At 71.2% G+C, this 16,228-nt stretch carries 19 protein-coding genes; 9 read left to right on the forward strand and 10 right to left on the reverse strand.

Annotated elements, in window-relative coordinates; translation table 11 throughout:
- Nucleotides 1-12 precede the first annotated feature (12 nt).
- The 4 genes from PXH83_RS01310 to PXH83_RS01325 all read right to left on the reverse strand — a co-directional run bounded on the left by PXH83_RS01310 (nucleotide 13) and on the right by PXH83_RS01325 (nucleotide 3,451).
- Complete coding sequence (locus PXH83_RS01310) at nucleotides 13-861, reverse strand: patatin-like phospholipase family protein (RefSeq protein WP_274555671.1); 849 nt, start codon at nucleotides 859-861, stop codon at nucleotides 13-15.
- 349 nt (nucleotides 862-1,210) lie between these two features.
- The gene (gene tuf, locus PXH83_RS01315) at nucleotides 1,211-2,410 is read right to left on the reverse strand and encodes an elongation factor Tu (RefSeq protein ID WP_274555674.1); all 1,200 of its coding nucleotides are present in this window, start codon (nucleotides 2,408-2,410) and stop codon (nucleotides 1,211-1,213) included.
- 92 nt (nucleotides 2,411-2,502) lie between these two features.
- Nucleotides 2,503-2,676 (reverse strand): hypothetical protein, encoded by a 174-nt coding sequence (locus PXH83_RS01320; RefSeq protein WP_274555676.1) that lies wholly within the window; start codon nucleotides 2,674-2,676, stop codon nucleotides 2,503-2,505.
- Between the two features lie 76 nt (nucleotides 2,677-2,752).
- Entirely contained in the window at nucleotides 2,753-3,451 is a 699-nt protein-coding gene (locus PXH83_RS01325) for a DNA alkylation repair protein (RefSeq protein ID WP_274555679.1), read from the reverse strand.
- A gap of 49 nt (nucleotides 3,452-3,500) precedes the next feature.
- On the opposite strand from PXH83_RS01325, the gene PXH83_RS01330 reads away from it, so the two are divergent.
- Complete coding sequence (locus PXH83_RS01330; RefSeq protein ID WP_274555681.1) at nucleotides 3,501-4,253, forward strand: TVP38/TMEM64 family protein; 753 nt, start codon at nucleotides 3,501-3,503, stop codon at nucleotides 4,251-4,253.
- Between the two features lie 65 nt (nucleotides 4,254-4,318).
- Here PXH83_RS01330 and PXH83_RS01335 read toward each other — a convergent pair whose 3' ends face one another.
- The gene (locus PXH83_RS01335; RefSeq protein WP_274555683.1) at nucleotides 4,319-5,488 is read right to left on the reverse strand and encodes a thiolase family protein; all 1,170 of its coding nucleotides are present in this window, start codon (nucleotides 5,486-5,488) and stop codon (nucleotides 4,319-4,321) included.
- A gap of 99 nt (nucleotides 5,489-5,587) precedes the next feature.
- Here PXH83_RS01335 and PXH83_RS01340 point away from each other — a divergent pair, with 99 nt between their 5' ends.
- Together PXH83_RS01340 and PXH83_RS01345 are read left to right on the forward strand one after the other, a co-directional pair.
- Nucleotides 5,588-6,043, forward strand: a complete 456-nt coding sequence (locus tag PXH83_RS01340; RefSeq protein ID WP_274555685.1) for a winged helix-turn-helix transcriptional regulator — start codon at nucleotides 5,588-5,590, stop codon at nucleotides 6,041-6,043.
- Between the two features lie 121 nt (nucleotides 6,044-6,164).
- Nucleotides 6,165-7,040 (forward strand): undecaprenyl-diphosphate phosphatase, encoded by an 876-nt coding sequence (locus tag PXH83_RS01345; protein ID WP_274555687.1) that lies wholly within the window; start codon nucleotides 6,165-6,167, stop codon nucleotides 7,038-7,040.
- 26 nt (nucleotides 7,041-7,066) lie between these two features.
- Here the strand turns inward: PXH83_RS01345 and PXH83_RS01350 are convergent, their stop codons facing one another.
- The gene (locus PXH83_RS01350; RefSeq protein ID WP_274555689.1) at nucleotides 7,067-7,927 is read right to left on the reverse strand and encodes a pentapeptide repeat-containing protein; all 861 of its coding nucleotides are present in this window, start codon (nucleotides 7,925-7,927) and stop codon (nucleotides 7,067-7,069) included.
- 133 nt (nucleotides 7,928-8,060) lie between these two features.
- On the opposite strand from PXH83_RS01350, the gene PXH83_RS01355 reads away from it, so the two are divergent.
- From PXH83_RS01355 to lnt, 3 genes are all read left to right on the forward strand, one after another.
- Nucleotides 8,061-8,234 carry a hypothetical protein gene (locus PXH83_RS01355; RefSeq protein WP_214919824.1) on the forward strand — a complete coding sequence of 58 codons (174 nt, stop codon included), beginning with the start codon at nucleotides 8,061-8,063 and terminating at the stop codon, nucleotides 8,232-8,234.
- A gap of 169 nt (nucleotides 8,235-8,403) precedes the next feature.
- On the forward strand, nucleotides 8,404-8,877 hold the full coding sequence (locus PXH83_RS01360; protein ID WP_274555696.1) for a nuclear transport factor 2 family protein: 474 nt from the start codon (nucleotides 8,404-8,406) through the stop codon (nucleotides 8,875-8,877).
- 78 nt (nucleotides 8,878-8,955) lie between these two features.
- Nucleotides 8,956-10,554: an apolipoprotein N-acyltransferase gene (lnt, locus tag PXH83_RS01365; protein ID WP_274555698.1), complete on the forward strand. Its 1,599-nt coding sequence runs from the start codon at nucleotides 8,956-8,958 to the stop codon at nucleotides 10,552-10,554.
- Here lnt and PXH83_RS01370 read toward each other — a convergent pair.
- Both PXH83_RS01370 and PXH83_RS01375 read right to left on the reverse strand, forming a co-directional pair.
- Nucleotides 10,478-11,383: a Gfo/Idh/MocA family protein gene (locus tag PXH83_RS01370; RefSeq protein ID WP_274555700.1), complete on the reverse strand. Its 906-nt coding sequence runs from the start codon at nucleotides 11,381-11,383 to the stop codon at nucleotides 10,478-10,480. The genes lnt and PXH83_RS01370 overlap by 77 nt on opposite strands.
- 21 nt (nucleotides 11,384-11,404) lie before the next feature.
- Nucleotides 11,405-12,640: an FAD-dependent monooxygenase gene (locus tag PXH83_RS01375; protein ID WP_274555702.1), complete on the reverse strand. Its 1,236-nt coding sequence runs from the start codon at nucleotides 12,638-12,640 to the stop codon at nucleotides 11,405-11,407.
- Between the two features lie 78 nt (nucleotides 12,641-12,718).
- Here PXH83_RS01375 and PXH83_RS01380 point away from each other — a divergent pair, with 78 nt between their 5' ends.
- From PXH83_RS01380 to PXH83_RS01390, 3 genes are all read left to right on the forward strand, one after another.
- The gene (locus PXH83_RS01380) at nucleotides 12,719-13,330 is read left to right on the forward strand and encodes a TetR/AcrR family transcriptional regulator (protein ID WP_274555704.1); all 612 of its coding nucleotides are present in this window, start codon (nucleotides 12,719-12,721) and stop codon (nucleotides 13,328-13,330) included.
- Nucleotides 13,331-13,361: 31 nt separating this feature from the next.
- Nucleotides 13,362-13,880 (forward strand): DinB family protein, encoded by a 519-nt coding sequence (locus tag PXH83_RS01385; protein ID WP_420803103.1) that lies wholly within the window; start codon nucleotides 13,362-13,364, stop codon nucleotides 13,878-13,880.
- A 242-nt stretch (nucleotides 13,881-14,122) separates the two neighbouring features.
- Nucleotides 14,123-14,602, forward strand: a complete 480-nt coding sequence (locus PXH83_RS01390) for a hypothetical protein (RefSeq protein WP_274555708.1) — start codon at nucleotides 14,123-14,125, stop codon at nucleotides 14,600-14,602.
- A gap of 34 nt (nucleotides 14,603-14,636) precedes the next feature.
- On the opposite strand, the gene PXH83_RS01395 is transcribed toward PXH83_RS01390, so the two are convergent.
- Together PXH83_RS01395 and PXH83_RS01400 are read right to left on the reverse strand one after the other, a co-directional pair.
- The gene (locus tag PXH83_RS01395) at nucleotides 14,637-15,110 is read right to left on the reverse strand and encodes a hypothetical protein (RefSeq protein WP_274555710.1); all 474 of its coding nucleotides are present in this window, start codon (nucleotides 15,108-15,110) and stop codon (nucleotides 14,637-14,639) included.
- Nucleotides 15,111-15,190: 80 nt separating this feature from the next.
- The gene (locus PXH83_RS01400; protein ID WP_274555712.1) at nucleotides 15,191-16,162 is read right to left on the reverse strand and encodes a helix-turn-helix transcriptional regulator; all 972 of its coding nucleotides are present in this window, start codon (nucleotides 16,160-16,162) and stop codon (nucleotides 15,191-15,193) included.
- Nucleotides 16,163-16,228: the final 66 nt, after the last annotated feature.

Here is a 16,228-nt window from a genome sequence, read left to right on the forward strand (position 1 = left end):
TGCGCCGCCGGGTCACCCGGACCAGACCGCGGCGACCGCCCGGGCGTGCGCGGCCGCCTGGGCGTAGCCCGCGCGGGCTGCCGGTGCGCGGCGGGTGGGGTCGAGGGTGTTGCGGCCGAACGCCTTCCTGGCGGCGGCGTCCGGCGTGATCACCTCGACGCGCGCGCCCGCGGCGGCGAGCGCTGCCGCCTGGGTGCGCGGTGAGGCGATGGCCTTGGTGCCCCAGGCGTTCGGGGCGATGATGACGACGCGTCGATATCCGGCTGCGAGGTGGGCGTTGGCCGAGGAGTGCAGGGCGCCGTCGATCCATTTGCGGCCCTCTATGGTGACGGCCGGCCAGACCCCCGGTACGGCACAACTGGCGCCCACCGCGTCCACGACCGGGACACCGCTGTCCCGGTCGAAGGGGCGGAGTGCGCCGGTGAGGGCGTCGACGGCGGTGACGACCAGGGCCCTTTCCGGCCAGTCGTGGGACACAAGACGCCCCGCGATCACCTTGCGCCGCGCGGCCTCGTCCCCGTCCATGGTGTCCGCTTCGAGCGCCATGCGCCCCAGTTTCTGTCCGCACGACTCGGGGGTACGGGAGGACAGCACCGCCCGCGCGTAGCGCAGGAACGTGGCGCTGCCGATGCGTGCGGGAACCTCGCCCGCGGGGTCGCGGAGCTGGCGCTCGTACAGCTCGGCGAGGGTCAGCAGCCCGGAGGTGAGCTGCGCGCCAATGATCGACCCCGCGGAGGAGCCCACGACAAGGTCCGCGTCGCTCAGATCCGTGCCGCCCTCGGCGAGCCCATGCAGTACGCCCGCTTCCCACCCGGCTCCGGTAAGCCCGCCGCCGCCCAGTACCAGTGCCGTATCCGTCATGCGAAGAGTGTGCCGCACCCCCGAACGCCCGCCTCCCCGGGGTTGCTCAGGACAGCCAAGTGCTACCCCCCAACACACACCTAGGCACCGCCACCCGGGCCGCGCCCGAAGCACGGCACGCATCAGGCCCCGACCCAAGCACGTGCCCTGCCCGATCCGCCCCGCCCCGCCCTCATGCGACGCGTCAGGACGTCCGCCCTGTCCGGCCTCCCGTCAGAGCCCGGCCAGGCCGACGCGTCGGCGAGCGCCCGTGCGCTCGCGCGACGCGTCGGGCCGGATCGGGTCGCGTCGGGCCGGGTCGGGCGATCAGCCGGGCCACCACTGTCGGGCGATCGGCACGGTCAGCGCGTCAGGCGACCAGCCCCGTCACCGTTCCGGCGCCGACCGTGCGGCCGCCCTCTCGGATTGCGAAGCCCAGGCCGGGCTCCAGGGGCACCGCGCGGCCCAGCTCTACGGTCAGGGTGACCGTGTCGCCGGGGCGCGCTACCGGCGTCTCGCCGAGGTCGATGTCGCCCACGACGTCCGCAGTGCGGATGTAGAACTGCGGCCGGTAGCCCGTCGCGACCGGTGTCGTGCGACCGCCCTCCCGCGCCGACAGGACGTACACCTGCGCGGTGAAGCGCCGACTGGGCGTGACGCTGCCGGGGGCGGCCACCACGTGGCCCCGGCGCACCGCGTCGCGCGGCATGCCGCGCAGCAGCAGCGCGACGTTGTCCCCGGCCTCGGCGGACTCCATCGGCTTCCCGAAGGTTTCCAGGCCGGTGACGACCGTCTCGCCCGCTTTCCATGTCACAGTCGCGCCCAGGACCTCCACCCGGTCGCCGACCCTGATGGTGCCGCGCTCGACGGCGCCGGTGACGACCGTGCCGCGCCCGGTGATGGTCAGCACGTTCTCGACGGGCATGAGGAACGGCGCGTCCGTGTACCGCTCCGGAATCGGTACGTACGTGTCCACCGCGTCCAGCAGTGCCTCGATCGCCGCCGCCCAGCGCGGGTCTCCCTCCAGGGCCTTCAGCCCGGAGACCCGTACGACCGGCACGGCGTCGCCGCCGTAACCGTGCGCGGAGAGCAGTTCGCGTACCTCCAGCTCGACCAGGTCGGTCAGCACAGCGTCCTCGCCGTCGTCGACGGCGTCGGCCTTGTTGAGGGCGACGACGATGTGGTCGACACCGACCTGGCGGGCGAGCAGGACGTGTTCGGCGGTCTGCGGCATGATCCCGTCGAGCGCGGACACGACGAGGATCGCCCCGTCGAGCTGCGCGGCTCCGGTGACCATGTTCTTGACGTAGTCGGCGTGGCCGGGCATGTCGACGTGGGCGTAGTGCCTGGTGTCGGTCTCGTACTCGACGTGCGCGATGTTGATGGTGATGCCGCGCTGCGCCTCCTCGGGGGCCCGGTCGATGCGGTCGAACGGCACGAAAGTGCCCGCCCCGCGCTCGCTCAGGACCTTGGTGATGGCGGCGGTCAGGGTGGTCTTGCCGTGGTCGACGTGGCCCATGGTGCCGATGTTCAGGTGCGGCTTGGTGCGCACGTATGCCGTCTTGGGCATGGTGATCTTCCTCGGAAGCTCGAAGCGTGATGGGGACCCCTGGGCCTTGCCGACCCTCCCCCTGTGGGGTCCGCCGGACGATCCGGGAAGGGTCAGCTTCGGGCGCCGCCGAAGGGCGCTGCGGCAGCGGCGAATGCCGGTGCCAGTGCGGTTGCGAGCGCGGTTGCGACTGCGACTGCGGCCGCTGCGGGGAATGCCCGGAACGCGGCAGCCTTCGGCGCGTCCGCGACTGCGGACCGCGCTGCGAGGAAGGCGTACCTGGACATAGCGCTGATCATGGCTGACGGGCGGGGCCGCGTCGAATGGTTTTCGCGCCCCTGGTACGGGAGTTCAGCAGGGAGGTCAGAGGTTCTTGAGTGCCTCGCGCACCGACAGCGGCGCGAGCCGGTCCCTTGATCCCTCGACGAAGTCGCGTACCGCCGCCGGATCGGTCTTGGCGTACTCGCGCAGGCTCCAGCCGATGGCTTTGCGGATGAAGAAGTCGGCGTGGCGGGACTGGCGCAGGCAGTAGCCGAACAGCCGCTCCGCGTCGGTCGCTTCCTTGTAGCGGAGCTGGTGGAGCAGCGCCGTGCGTGCGACCCAGAGGTTCGCGTCCTCGATCCACGCGTCCATGACGGCCTTCAGCTCGGGATCGGCGGCGACCATCGGGCCGACGACATGCGCGGCGAGCGTGTCGACGGTGTCCCACCAGGGAGTGGTGACGACAAGATGCCGTACGACGGGCAGGAAGCCGGACGAGCAGCGCGCGACGTGGCGGCGCAGATAGTCGACGGCGAAGTAGTGGTACTCGCGCTCACGCAGGTCCCACGCCCTCAGCGCGATCGCCGTGCAGTCCGCCTCGTCGGGACGCGGGAGGCCGCTGAGGACCGTACGGGAGAGGACCCGGCGCTCGGGCGTGGGGATGCCGAGGAACGGTGCGATGCCCTTCATGTACGCCGCGGCCTGCGCGGCGCGCGTCGCGTCGGCGGCGGCCGGGTACACGGTGGTGAGCCGCTCCAGCACGGTGTCGGCGAGTTCGCTGGGCGGGACTCCCAAGGTCATGCGGTGCACATTACGGCGATCACATACCTTTCTCGGTTACTCTCCCCGGATGCTCCAGCCCGCCGCCGAGCCCGCGGCCCCGCCCGCACTCCCCCCGCCCGCTGTCCCTCCCGCCGTCCCGCCCGCCGGTTTCACTCTCCGCTGCACCAAGCTGCTGCTCTCCCCGTGGTCGCGGCTCTCGCTGCTCGTGGTGGTGCTGGCCTCGGCCGCGACGACGATGTTGGTCCTCGAACCGCAGCGGCTGATCGGCGCGGGCTGGCCGCCGCAGGTGAGCGGCGGCGCGGCCGTCGTGCTGTTCGGGGTCGCGTACGGGCTGTGCACCGCAGCGTTCGTGCCGCGGCCGCTTCTCAATCTGGCGGCGGGCGCCCTGTTCGGTTCTCAGGCCGGGCTCGCATCGGCCGTCGCGGGAACGGTACTTGGTGCCGGAATCGCATTCGGGCTCGGCCGCGTGCTCGGCCAGGACGCGCTGCGGCCGCTGCTGCGCGGGCGGGCGCTGCTGGCGGCGGACGGCCAGCTGAGCCGGCACGGATTCCGCACGATGCTGGCGATCCGGCTGTTCCCCGGTGTGCCGTTCGCGGCGGCCAATTACTGTGCGGCGGTCTCGCGCATGGGGTGGCTGCCGTTCCTGCTGGCGACGGGGCTCGGTTCGATCCCGAACACGGCGGCGTACGTCGTCGCGGGCAGCAGCGCTTCGTCCCCGACGTCCCCCGCCTTCCTGATCTCGATGGCGTGCATCGCGCTGCCCGCGCTGGGCGGGGCGGTGGTCGCCTGGCGAAAGCGCCACCGCCTGCGCGGCCGTTGATCCGGCGGATCGATCCATCGATCGAATCGATCCTTCGATAATCCAATCGATCGACGATCCAGCAGTCAGAGGGCTTCCAGCACAGTGGCGTTCGCGAGTCCGCCCGCCTCGCACATGGTCTGCAAGCCGTAGCGCGCTCCGCGTGCGCGCATCGCGTGGACGAGCGTGGTCATCAGCCGCGTGCCGCTGGCCCCCAGCGGGTGCCCCAGCGCGATCGCGCCGCCGTGCACGTTCACCTTCTCCGGGTCGGCGCCCGTCTCCTGGAGCCAGGCGAGGACGACGCTCGCGAACGCCTCGTTGACCTCGAAGAGATCGATGTCGTCCAGGCCGAGACCGGCCCGCTGCAGCACCTTCTCGGTGGCGGGCAGCACGCCGGTGAGCATCAGCAGCGGGTCCGAGCCGGTGACGGCGAAGCTGTGCAGCCGGGCGAGGGGGCGCAGGCCGAGCCGCGTGGCCGTCTCGCCGGACGTGATCAGTACGGCCGATGCACCGTCGTTGACGGGGCTGCTGTTCCCCGCGGTGACCGACCAGTCGATCTGCGGGAACCGCTCGGCGAAGACGGGGTCGACGAAGGACGGCTTCAGGCCGGCGAGTATCTCCGGTGTGGTGGCGGGCCGTACGGACTCGTCGGCTGCCACCCCGGCGATGGGCGCGATCTCGGCGCCGAAGAGACCGTCGGCCTGTGCCCGCGCGGCCCGCCGGTGCGAGGTGGTGGCGAACTCGTCCATCTGCTCCCGGCCGATGGACCACTTCGCGGCGATGAGCTCGGCGCTGATGCCCTGCGGGACGAGCCCCTCCGGATAGCGGGCGGCGACACCGGGGCCGAAGGGGTCGGCGCCCGCGGGCACGTTCGACCACATCGGTACGCGGCTCATCGACTCGACGCCGCAGGCCACGACCATGTCGTACGCACCGGACATGACGCCCTGTGCGGCAAAGTGCACGGCCTGCTGGGAGGAGCCGCACTGCCGGTCCACGGTGGTGGCGGGCACGGCCTCGGGGAATCCGGCCGACAGCCAGGCGTACCGGGTGGTGTTCATGGCCTGTTCGCCGACCTGGTCCACGGTGCCGCCGACGACGTCGTCGACGAGGGCGGGGTCGATGCCGCTGCGGTCGACGAGAGCCCGCAGCGCGCGGGCGAGCAGCTCGACGGGGTGTACGTGGCTGAGGGCGCCGTTGGCCTTGCCCTTGCCGATGGGAGTACGTACCGCTTCGACGATGACGGCGTCACGCATGGGTGTCTCCTTGCCCAGCCAGTGAGGGTTAGTTGGAAAACTGGATCCACAATAACTCCGCGAGTTGGAAAAACAAACCCTCCCCCTTAGAGTGGCCGCATGAAGGACCCTCGCCCGTGCTCGATCGCCGACACCCTCGCCCTCGTGGGCGAGAAGTACTCGCTGCTCGTACTCCGCGAGGTGTTCCTGGGCGTACGGCGCTTCGACCGCATCGCGCGCAACATCGGCGCCCCGCGCGACATCCTCACCACGCGCCTGCGCCGCCTCGTCGAGGCCGGAGTACTGGAGAAGGTCCCCTACAACGAGCGCCCCCAGCGCTTCGAGTACCGCCCCACAGAGGCGGGCCTCGAACTGGAACCCGTACTGCTCACACTCATGGCCTGGGGCGACCGTCACCTCGCCGACAAGCCCCCGGTGGATCTCGAACACTCCTGCGGCGCCCGGCTGACCCCTGTCGTCACCTGCGCGACCTGCGGCGACAAGGTCGAACACGACGCCCTGACCCCGCACGTCCGCGCGCCCGGCTGGACACCGGCGGGCCCGGTCTCCACCTGATCCGGTACGGATACGGGGGCTTCCCGCAGCGGCGTTCCGCGCGGACGATACGCTGCGCACCAACTGACCTGACGGCACCTGCACGCTGCTGCACAAATACATCTGGGACGGCATTAGCCCCATGAGTTGGTTCGAATCATTCATCCTCGGACTCGTCCAGGGGCTCACCGAGTTTCTGCCGATCTCGTCCAGCGCCCATCTGCGGCTCACGGCGGCTTTCGCCGGCTGGCACGACCCGGGTGCGGCCTTCACCGCGATCACCCAGATCGGCACCGAGGCGGCCGTCCTCATCTACTTCCGCAAGGACATCGCCCGGATCATCTCCGCGTGGTGCCGGTCCCTCTTCGACCGCTCGATGCGCGGGGACCACGACGCCAAGATGGGCTGGCTCGTCATCGTCGGCTCGATCCCCATCGGCGTGCTCGGTGTCACCTTCAAGGACGAGATCGAGGGCCCGTTCCGCGATCTGCGCCTGATCGCCACCACGCTGATCGTCATGGGCATCGTCCTCGGCATCGCCGACCGCCTCGCGGCCCGCGACGAAGAGGGCGGCAAGCACCGGGCGGTCAAGGAGCGCAAGACGCTCAGGGAACTCGGCGTGCGAGACGGTCTGATCTTCGGCGTCTGTCAGGCGATGGCCCTGATCCCGGGCGTCTCCCGCTCCGGCGCCACGATCAGTGGTGGCCTCCTGATGGGCTACACCCGCGAGGCGGCGGCCCGTTACTCCTTCCTGCTGGCCATTCCCGCCGTGCTGGCGTCAGGCGCGTTCGAGCTCAAGGACGCGAGCGAGGGCGGCCATGTGTCGTGGGGCCCGACGATCTTCGCGACGATCATCGCTTTCGTCGTCGGATACGCGGTCATCGCATGGTTCATGAAGTTCATTACGACCAAGAGCTTCATGCCGTTCGTGATCTACCGGATCGTGCTCGGCATCGTGCTGTTCATCCTGGTCGGCATGGGCGTACTGAGCCCGCACGCGGGCGAGTCGGCAGGCTGATCAAGGCAGGCCGCCAGGCCGGCCGATCACCAATGCGAGGGGCGAGTCAGTGACGGCGAAAGCCTGGTACTGGCGTCGCCCTTCGCCGCGTTGACCTGGGACTGCGTCAGGAAGAAACTCCCCGTGAGGTCGGCGCCGCCGAGGTCCGCGTCCCGCAGGTCGGCGCCGATCAGGTCGGCCACCCTCAGGTCGGCACCCCTGAGGTCGGCGCCGATGAGGTAGGCGCCTCTCAGGTTCGCACCGTGCAGATCGGCGCCCCTGAGGTCGGCCCCGATGAGGTCGGCGCCCCTGCGGTCCTTCTTCTTGGTTCCCTTGCGGCCCTTCTGGTGCCGGACTCCGGCCCGGACCAGTTCGCTCGTACGCAGCAGCAGAACGTTCACCTCCTGCCGGTGCGCCGCCACGTCCAGCTCCAGCAGCGAGTCGGGGCTCCCCTGCGAGAGGCGTTCGATCGTGTCGAAGGCGACGCGGAGGTCGGCGTGTATCTCGCGGGCCGGTTTCAGCGTCAGGGCCTCGGTCAGGTACCAGAGCAGCTCGTGGAGCTGGCGCACGACGGGGAGCAGGGCGAACATCTGCGGTGCGGTCTGCGGTGCCTGCCGCCAGTCCTGTCCCGCGTAGGTCACCTGGGAGATCTTCTGGCCCGCGCCGAAGCAGTCGTACACGGTGCAGCCCTGAAAGCCCTGCGGCCTCAGGCGCTCGTGAATGCCGCAACGGAAGTCCGTGTCCAGATTGGGGCACGGCTGCCCGGCGTCCTTGTCGATCGCGAAGTCCGCGGAGGCCGAGAAGGCCAGTGCGACACAACACAGTCCGAAGCAATTCCCGCAGTCGGACCGGAGGACGGAGACACCGCGGCCGGGGCGGGATTCGGCGAGTTCGCGCTGATCGGACAAGGTGCGCAGTCTCCTGGCGTACGGCGGGCTCCGCGGCTCGGCGCCCGGCTCCCCCACCGTATCCGGTGGTCCCACAGCGAAAACCGCTGACGCCCTGGTGCTTACTGTCAGTGCCTGCGCGTACTCTTATCGCATGTACCGCTCTCCCCCGCCGTCTGGTTCCGTGCGCCCCCTCACCGAGGCGAACGAGGCGATCCGCGCGCTGGTCGAGTCGCGCGCGGACGGCGCATGGCCTGCGGACGAGTACGAATCGCTGCTCCTGCAGTGGGCCGCGGCGGTGCGCGGCGAGGTGGCCGAAGCCGCCTGACGCTCCGGGGCGCCGCTGCTCACGCGGTGTGCACGGGCAGAGCGCGGGCCCAAGTGGGGCAACCGCCGTTCCGCAGAGATCCCCGAACACAACCCGTACAGATCATCGAGCGCCGAGTAGCGCCGTACGGGCTCTTGGCGCGGAGCCCGCGCTGCCACAGACTGAGCCGATGACACAGCGTGTGGAGCTTGCGACCGTGCTGGACCGACTGGCCGTCGATGCGGTGATCACCGGGTACGCGGTCGCCGTGGACGACGCCAACTGGTCCGACTACCGCGCCCTGTTCACCCCGGACGGCCGCGCCGACTACCGCACGGCGGGCGGCATCGAGGGCCCCGCCACCGAAGTCGCCGACTGGCTGGCCGAGACGATGCGGCTCTTCCCCGTACGTCAGCACCTCATCGTCAACCGGCGCCTGCGGCTGGAGGACCTGCACGGGGACACGGGCGACCGGGCGGAGCTCCAGGCCGACTATGTGAACCCGATGCGTTTCGAAGCCGTGCCCGGCGGCGATTCCGAATCCTCCACGGCCCCCAATTTCCTGTCCGGCGGGCGGTACACCTTCGGTCTGCGGCGCACGGAAAGCGGCTGGCTGTTGCGTTCCGTGGTCGTCCACGAGAAGTGGCGGCGTACGAGCTACTGATCCGCCGCGGCGCCCCGCCGCCCACTGTCCGCGATCGCCGCGCTCATCCACACTGGGGACAGGACTAGGAGGCGCAGCATGCGGATTCCGGCCGACCGGTGGGACTGGCTGTCGTCGCGCTGGCGGCGCGGCGCGGTCGCGGTGGTGCTCGGCGCGCTCCCCGCACTGGCCTTCCCCGAGCCGTCGCTTTGGTGGTTCGCGTACGTCGCCCTGGTGCCGTGGATGCTGCTGATCCGCACGGCGCCGACGGGCCGGCGCGCGGCGCTGGACGGCTGGCTGGGCGGCATCGGCTTCATGATCGCTGTGCATCACTGGCTGGTGCCGAGCCTGCATGTGTTCATCGTGGTCCTGGCCGGGCTGCTGGCTGTGCTCTGGCTGCCCTGGGGCTGGCTGGTCAGAAAGATGCTCGGAGGTACGCCGTCACTCACCCGGGCTACGGCCGCCCTGGTAGTCGTCCCCTCCGGTTGGCTGACGGCCGAACTGGTCAGGTCCTGGGAGGGGCTGGGCGGACCCTGGGGGCTGCTCGGGTCGAGCCAGTGGCAGGTCGACCCGGCGCTGCGGCTGGCTTCGCTCGGCGGCATCTGGCTGGTGAGCCTCCTGGTGGTCGCGGTGAACACCGGCATCACCGTGCTCGTGGCAGTGCCCTCCGCCCGCAAACCGGCGGCGGCCGGGGTGGTGGGCTGTGCGGTGGCGGCGGGCGCGGCCTGGGCGTGGGCGCCGCGCACCGAGGAGACCGGCCGGGTGCGGGTCGCGGTCGTTCAGCCCGGAATCGTCGGCGCCCAGGGTGGCCTCAGCGGCCGCGAGGGGCGCTTCGCGCGCAGCGAGGCGCTCACCCGAGACCTCGCCGGGCAGGACCTCGATCTGGTGGTCTGGGGCGAGAGCAGCGTCGGCCAGGACCTGGCGGCCCGCCCCGATCTGGCGGACAGAATAGCCGCTCTGTCCCGGACCGTCGGCGCCCCTCTGCTGGTCAATGTGGACGCGCGGCGCTCCGACCGGCCCGGCATCTTCAAGAGCTCCGTGCTCGTCGGCCCGCAGGGCCCGACCGGCAACCGCTACGACAAGATGCGCCTGGTCCCCTTCGGCGAGTACATCCCGGCGCGCGATGTGCTCGGCTGGGCCACATCGGTGGGCAAGGCCGCGGCCGAGGACCGCAGGCGCGGCGAGAGCCCGGTGGTGATGACCCTGCCGGGCAGCGGCACGGCCGGCCTGCGGGTGGGTCCGCTGGTGTGCTTCGAGTCGGCGTTCCCCGACATGAGCAGGAAGCTGACCCGGAGCGGCGCCCAGGTCCTGGTCACGCAGTCGGCGACCTCGACGTTCCAGGAGAGCTGGGCGCCCGAGCAGCACGCCTCGCTCGCGGCAGTGCGGGCGGCGGAGAACGGCCGCCCCGTCGTGCACGCGACCCTGACCGGTGTCACCGCGGTGTACGGCCAGGACGGCGAAAGGATCGGCTCGACACTGGGTACGGACGACAGCGCGTCCGCGGTGTACGACATCCCGCTGGCCCAGGGCACCACGGTGTTCGTCCGCACCGGCGACTGGGCGGTCTACAGCGCACTGGCCGTGCTGGCGCTGCTGTGCGTGGCCGAGGGCGTACGGGCCCTCAGGCGGCCTGCTCCTGAGCCGCCCGAACCACCCGCTCGCACAGCTCGTGAGTCAGCAGCGCATCCTGGGCGCTGAGCAGCTTTCCGGCCCGTACGGCATCGAGGAAGGACACGACGGCCTGCTCGATGCCGCGCTGGCGAGCCACCGGCACCCAGTCCCCGCGGCGGCGGACGGTCGGCTGCCCCTTGTGGTCCACGACCTCGGCGAGGTTGATGACCTGGCGCTTGGTGTCCTGCCCGGAGACTTCGAGAATCTCCTCGGTGGATCCGTTCATCCTGTTCATGGTGCCGATGGCGGTGAATCCCGCACCGGAGAGCTGGAGGACGACGTGGTGCATCAGCCCGTCGACAACCCTGGCCCGTACGTCGATGTGGTCGACCGTTCCGGGCACCAGGAAGCGCAGGGTGTCGACGACATGGATGAAGTCGTCGAGGACGAGGCTGCGCGGCTCCTCGGGGAGGCCGACGCGGTTCTTCTGCATGAAGATCAGGTCGCGCGGATGCTCGATGCATTGTGCGTAACCGGGCGCGAGACGGCGGTTGAAGCCGACGGCCAGGCTGACGCCGCGCTCGTCCGCGAGGCGCACCAGCCGCTCGGAGTCGGCGAGTTCGTACGCGAGGGGCTTGTCGACGTACGTCGGTACGTCCGCTTCCAGGAGCCGGGTCACGATCTCGGGGTGCACGGCGGTGGGCGCGTGTACGAACGCGGCGTCCAGGCCCTGGGCGAGCAGCGCGTCGACGCCGGTGTGGCGCTGGGCCGGTGGGATGCGGTAGGTCTCGGAGACCCGCTCCAGGGTGGTGGGAGTGCGGGTCTGCAGGTGGAGTTCGAGCCCCGGCACGGTCGTCAGTACGGGCAGATATGCCTTCTGCGCGATGTCTCCGAGACCGATGACGCCGACCTTCACAGGGGCCTCCCTAACGCTGACTTACTGGTTCCGGACCTGAGAGTCCCGTGCCTCGGCAGCATACGTGCGCTGCGGCGGCTGCCAGTCGGCGATGCGGTCGAAGGCGCGCAGGGCGAGGCCGGGGCCGAAGCGGGCGAGGGTCATCAGGGTGTCGCGCGCGGCGACGGCGGGGGCGCTGCTGAGGGACACCAGCTTGGCGATCTGCGCCGACTTCCGGACGATGCCGCTGGTACGCGGCAACCGGTCGGCGCTGTACGCCGCGAGGCCGGCCCCGAGGGCACCGGCGTCCGGGATGTGGTGCGCGAGGACGATGCCGTCCTCGATGGCCTGGTTGCCGCCCTGCCCCATGGTCGGGGCCATGGCGTGCGCGGCGTCGCCGAGCAGCGCGGTCCTGCCCCGGTGGAAGGCGGGCAGGGGCGTGATCAGGTGGTGTACGTCGTGCCGCAGGACCTGGCCGGGTTCGGCGGCAGCGATGATCCCGGGTACCGGGTCGTGCCAGTCGCCGAACCTGCGCAGCAGTTCGGCCTTCTCGCCGTCGGGCGCGTGGCCTCCGGCGGGGGTCACGGCAGCGGCGTACGCGTAGACGCGGCCGTCCTTGAGCGGCTGGGTGCCCCACAGGGCGCCGCGGCCCCAGGTCTCGTGCGGGGCGAAGGGCCGGCCGGGGGCGGGCACGACGACGCGCCAGGTGGTGATTCCGGCGTACGCGGGGCCGGGGTGGCCGGGGAACAGGGCGCGGCGCATCGCGGAGTTGATGCCGTCGGCGCCGATGACGAGGTCGGCCTCGATGTCCCCGTCGGGCGTACTGACCACGGCTTTGCGGCCGCCGTGCCCGTCGGCCGCGGCCGCCGTGCCCGGGTCGGCGAGCGACGCCGCTGCCCCGGTGCGTACGGCGTCGTCGGGCAGGCGGGAGACGAGGCGGTCGACGAGGATGGCGCGGTGGACGAGGACGAGGGGGCCGCCGAAGCGTTCGGTGGCGGCGGAACTGCTCATCCGGGAGAGCCAGCGCCCGGATGGGGTGCGCATGCCGCCGTCGCCCTGCCACGCGGCCAGTGCGCGGATCTCGTCGCCGAGGCCGATGACGTCGAGGGCCCGGTGCGCGTTGGGGGCGAGGCCGATGCCGGCGCCGACGGCTTCCAGGGCCGGGGCGCGCTCCAGGACGGTGACGTGCCAGCCGCGCTGGTGCAGGGCTACGGCGGCGGTGAGGCCACCGATGCCGCCTCCGACGACGACGGCGTGGGGCTTGGGAGTGGTGCGCATAACGCCTCCTCGGCAACTACAGGTGTAGTGACTCCGCCAACCGTACTACAGCTGTAGTCCTCGCGGTAGGTTGTTCCCATGACCGCCGCACGCACCGCCACGGGACGCTCCCGCGCTGAGCTGATCACCGACACCGCGCTGACTCTGCTCGTCGAGCGCGGCATGCGCGGGCTCACCCACCGGGCGGTGGACGAACTCGCCGGACTCCCCCAGGGCTCGACGTCCAACTACGCGCGCACCCGGCAGGCCCTGCTCGAAGCGACGGTGCGGCGGCTGGCGGAACGTGAGGCGCAGGTGCTCGCCCTGGAGGAGATGCCGTCGCCGTCGGCCGGTCTGGACGGCCTCATCGACGCGCTCTCCCTCGTCCTGCACCGCCATCTGACTCAGCACCGCGCGCTGCTCGTGGCCCGTTACGAGCTGGGCCTGGAGGCAACGCGCCGGCCCGAGCTCCGGGAGTTCTACGACGCGGCGGGCAGGCACCGCTTCCGGGAGCCGCTCAACGCGCTGATGGCAGCGGCCGGTTCGACGGAACCGGAGCGGCACGCTCTGTCCCTGGTGGCCTGGTGCGAGGGCCTGATGTTCTCCTGCGCGGCGGGTGCGTACCACTCGTCGGTGCCCGGCCGGGAAGAACTGCGCACGGGCTTCGCCGAGTTGCTGCGCGGGATGCTGGGCAGCCGGCCGGGCGAATAAGTCCTGGCGGTGAGCTGCCCGGTGAGTGACGATGGCCGTCATGACTACACCTGAGCGCACCGAAGCGTCCACCACAGCCGGCGAGCGCGACATGCTGGAAGGCTGGCTGGAGTTCCACCGCGAGACACTCGCCCAGAAGTGTGCGGGCCTGACCGATGAGCAGTTGCGGGAGACGGCGGTACCGCCGTCGGAGCTTTCCCTGCTCGGTCTCGTACGGCACATGGCGGAGGTCGAGCAGGCCTGGTTCCGCAATGTGCTCGCCAACGAGCAGGTTCCGCCGCTCTACTACACCGACGAGGACAGGGACGGCGACTTCCATGTCACCGACCAGGACACGTGGGCGGAGGCGGAGGCGAGCTGGCGCGATGCGATCGCCCGGGCGCGGGAGCTGGCCGCGCCGCGCTCGCTCGACGACCTCGGCGAGGGGAAGCACCGCCGCGGGGACATCAACCTCCGCTGGATCTACGTCCACATGATCGAGGAGTACGCCCGCCACAACGGCCACGCGGACCTGTTGCGAGAACGCATCGACGGCACGACTGGCGACTAGGAGCGCCTTGCGGGGCGGGCCCCCACCCCGCCCCTTCCCGCTGTGACATTTACGGCTGCCGCCGCGCGAGGGGCTCCGCCCCAGACCCCGCCCGAAAAGCCTCCGGGGCCTGGGGGCTTGCCCCTCGTTACGGGAAGGGGCGGGGTGGGGAAAATCCAGCGTCCCGCCCCCGCGTCACCCATGTGGGCCAATCTGCGCCCCGGCCTCCCAGAAACACGCTCACGCCCACGAGAGTTGCGCGGGTGAACCGAACTCGAACCACAGCGATGATCCTGGCGGGCGTGGCCGTCTCGGCCGTCTCCGGATGCGTGGCGGTGGAACCGCAGCCCGCCCGCTTACCGGCGACGGAACCCCCGCGTCTCTCCCAGGACGTACAGCCGCACATCCTGAAGCCACCGATCGTGCAGGCCCCCGCGCTGGAGGCCCTCGACGCCGCTCTCCCGCCGAAGCCGTCGCCGAGCGCCACGCCCAGGACGTCGCCGCGCGAGACCCCCGCCGTACGGCGTACCGCACCCCCCGCACCGCCCCGGAAAGCCACGCCCGCGCGGCCCGCGCCCCCGAGGACCGCCGCACCGAAGCCCCGCAGCCTGCCGGTCTTGCCCGATCCCGCCGCCCCTCCCTCCATCCCGCAGACGGACGTGTGCGCACTCGGAGAGGGCTACGGCGGGTGGCAGCCCGGCAGCCCCGAGGCGCGCATCTGCCGTGAGGCGTACGGACGTTGACCGCGCATCACGCACATCTCGCGCATCTCGCGCATCACCCCGCTTCCGCGAGCCTTCTCTCCAGACGTTCGATGGCCGCACGGACACCGTCCCCGTAACCGTCGTCCCCCAGCGCGTCGGACGCCGCCCGTGCCCGGAACAGATGGGTGCGCGCGGCGTCGGGCCGGTGCAGCTTCAGGTAGTCGGCGGCGAGATTGAGATGCAACGAGGGGTAGAAACCACGCACCGCCACCGACGAATCGTGTTGCGCGACCCTCTCGTCTGTCAGCCCGTCGGCGGCGGCCAGCGCCCTGAGATCCCAGGCGAGTTCATCACCGGCGTCGTCCTGGGTGTCCGCCATGTAGTGCGCGAGGGTGCAGCGGTGGAAGGGATCGCCGTCCTCTCCGATCTCGTCCCACAGCACACCGAAGCGGTTGCGCGCCTCCTCGCGGTCACCGGCGTGGAGAAGCATGACCGCCTGCCCGATCCGCGTCATGGTGGCGTCCTCCGACGTCTCCTGCTGCTCCATCGCCGCGCTCTCCTGCCGTCCGCGAGCCCATTCAACATGCTGACGATCTCGACGCTAGACCCCACCACTGACAATCCGGCTCAGGCAGAGCCCTGGTAGCGCTCAGCCAGTCCTGTGACCGTCCGGGCCAACTCCGCGCGCAGCTCCGGCGGACCGAGCACCTCCACCTCGAGCCCGAGCCGCAGCAGATCCCCCACCGCGACGGGCAATGCCTCTATGCGCAGTACGGTCTTGAACCAGCCGTCCGCATCCGGCGGCCCTGCCTCGCGCACCGCCTCCGCACCGGCCGCCCCGTACTGCACCGGCAGCAGCTTCGCGCCGCGCTGAGACACCCGCAGCAGGGCCTCGCCGCGCAGCACCCCGGATTCCATCCGGCGTGTGCTCTCGTTCCAGTACGCCGCGAGGTCGAACCCGGCCGGCCGCTCGAAGGTCTCCTCCAGCGCCTGCACCGCGAGCATCCGCGACACCCGGTAGGTGCGCACCGACCCGCCCGCGTCCGCCGCGAGATACCAGTTGCCGCCCTTGAGTACGACGCCCAGTGGCGCCAGTTCGCGGTGCACGTCGCCGCGCCAGGCCCGGTAGTGGACGCGCAGTTTCCGCTGCCGCCAGACCGACCCGGCGACCTCCGCCAGGTACGGCACGGGATCGGCGTCGCGGAACCAGGCAGGAGCATCGAGATGGAACCGCTCCTGGACGAGCCGGGTGCGCTCCCCCAAGCCGCCGGGCAGGGCCGCTCCGAGCTTGAGCTGCGCCGTCGTCAGGTCGGCCGCCAGCCCCAGTTCGGCCGCGGCAGCAGGCATTCCGGCGAAGTGCAGCGACCCGGCCTCGTCGACTGTCAGACCGGTCAGCCGGGTGCGGTAGCCGTCCATCAGGCGGTAGCCGCCGGCGGGTCCGCGGTCGGCGTACACCGGTACTCCCGATGCGGCGAGTGCCTCGACATCCCGGTAGACGGTACGGACCGAGACCTCCAGCTCGGCGGCCAGTTCGGGGGCGGTCATCCGGCCCCGGTTCTGGAGCAGCAGGAGCAGCGAGAGCAGACGGTCGGCGCGCATGGCCCAAGTCTGACCTCCGTACCTGACAGAAGGTGTCAGGTACGGACCGGAGGCTGGTTCCCAGGA

This window comes from Streptomyces spiramyceticus (genome assembly GCF_028807635.1).
GTDB classification, from domain to species: Bacteria; Actinomycetota; Actinomycetes; order Streptomycetales; family Streptomycetaceae; genus Streptomyces; species Streptomyces spiramyceticus.

Bases quoted from the DNA above. Each gene is read 5' to 3' on its own strand.
- PXH83_RS01310 (WP_274555671.1), bottom strand. From the start codon at position 861: ATGACGGATACGGCACTGGTACTGGGCGGCGGCGGGCTTACCGGAGCC.
- tuf (WP_274555674.1), bottom strand. From the start codon at position 2,410: ATGCCCAAGACGGCATACGTGCGCACCAAGCCGCACCTGAACATCGGC.
- PXH83_RS01320 (WP_274555676.1), bottom strand. From the start codon at position 2,676: ATGTCCAGGTACGCCTTCCTCGCAGCGCGGTCCGCAGTCGCGGACGCG.
- PXH83_RS01325 (WP_274555679.1), bottom strand. From the start codon at position 3,451: ATGACCTTGGGAGTCCCGCCCAGCGAACTCGCCGACACCGTGCTGGAG.
- PXH83_RS01330 (WP_274555681.1), top strand. From the start codon at position 3,501: ATGCTCCAGCCCGCCGCCGAGCCCGCGGCCCCGCCCGCACTCCCCCCG.
- PXH83_RS01335 (WP_274555683.1), bottom strand. From the start codon at position 5,488: ATGCGTGACGCCGTCATCGTCGAAGCGGTACGTACTCCCATCGGCAAG.
- PXH83_RS01340 (WP_274555685.1), top strand. From the start codon at position 5,588: ATGAAGGACCCTCGCCCGTGCTCGATCGCCGACACCCTCGCCCTCGTG.
- PXH83_RS01345 (WP_274555687.1), top strand. From the start codon at position 6,165: ATGAGTTGGTTCGAATCATTCATCCTCGGACTCGTCCAGGGGCTCACC.
- PXH83_RS01355 (WP_214919824.1), top strand. From the start codon at position 8,061: ATGTACCGCTCTCCCCCGCCGTCTGGTTCCGTGCGCCCCCTCACCGAG.
- PXH83_RS01360 (WP_274555696.1), top strand. From the start codon at position 8,404: ATGACACAGCGTGTGGAGCTTGCGACCGTGCTGGACCGACTGGCCGTC.
- lnt (WP_274555698.1), top strand. From the start codon at position 8,956: ATGCGGATTCCGGCCGACCGGTGGGACTGGCTGTCGTCGCGCTGGCGG.
- PXH83_RS01375 (WP_274555702.1), bottom strand. From the start codon at position 12,640: ATGCGCACCACTCCCAAGCCCCACGCCGTCGTCGTCGGAGGCGGCATC.
- PXH83_RS01380 (WP_274555704.1), top strand. From the start codon at position 12,719: ATGACCGCCGCACGCACCGCCACGGGACGCTCCCGCGCTGAGCTGATC.
- PXH83_RS01385 (WP_420803103.1), top strand. From the start codon at position 13,362: ATGGCCGTCATGACTACACCTGAGCGCACCGAAGCGTCCACCACAGCC.
- PXH83_RS01395 (WP_274555710.1), bottom strand. From the start codon at position 15,110: ATGGAGCAGCAGGAGACGTCGGAGGACGCCACCATGACGCGGATCGGG.
- PXH83_RS01400 (WP_274555712.1), bottom strand. From the start codon at position 16,162: ATGCGCGCCGACCGTCTGCTCTCGCTGCTCCTGCTGCTCCAGAACCGG.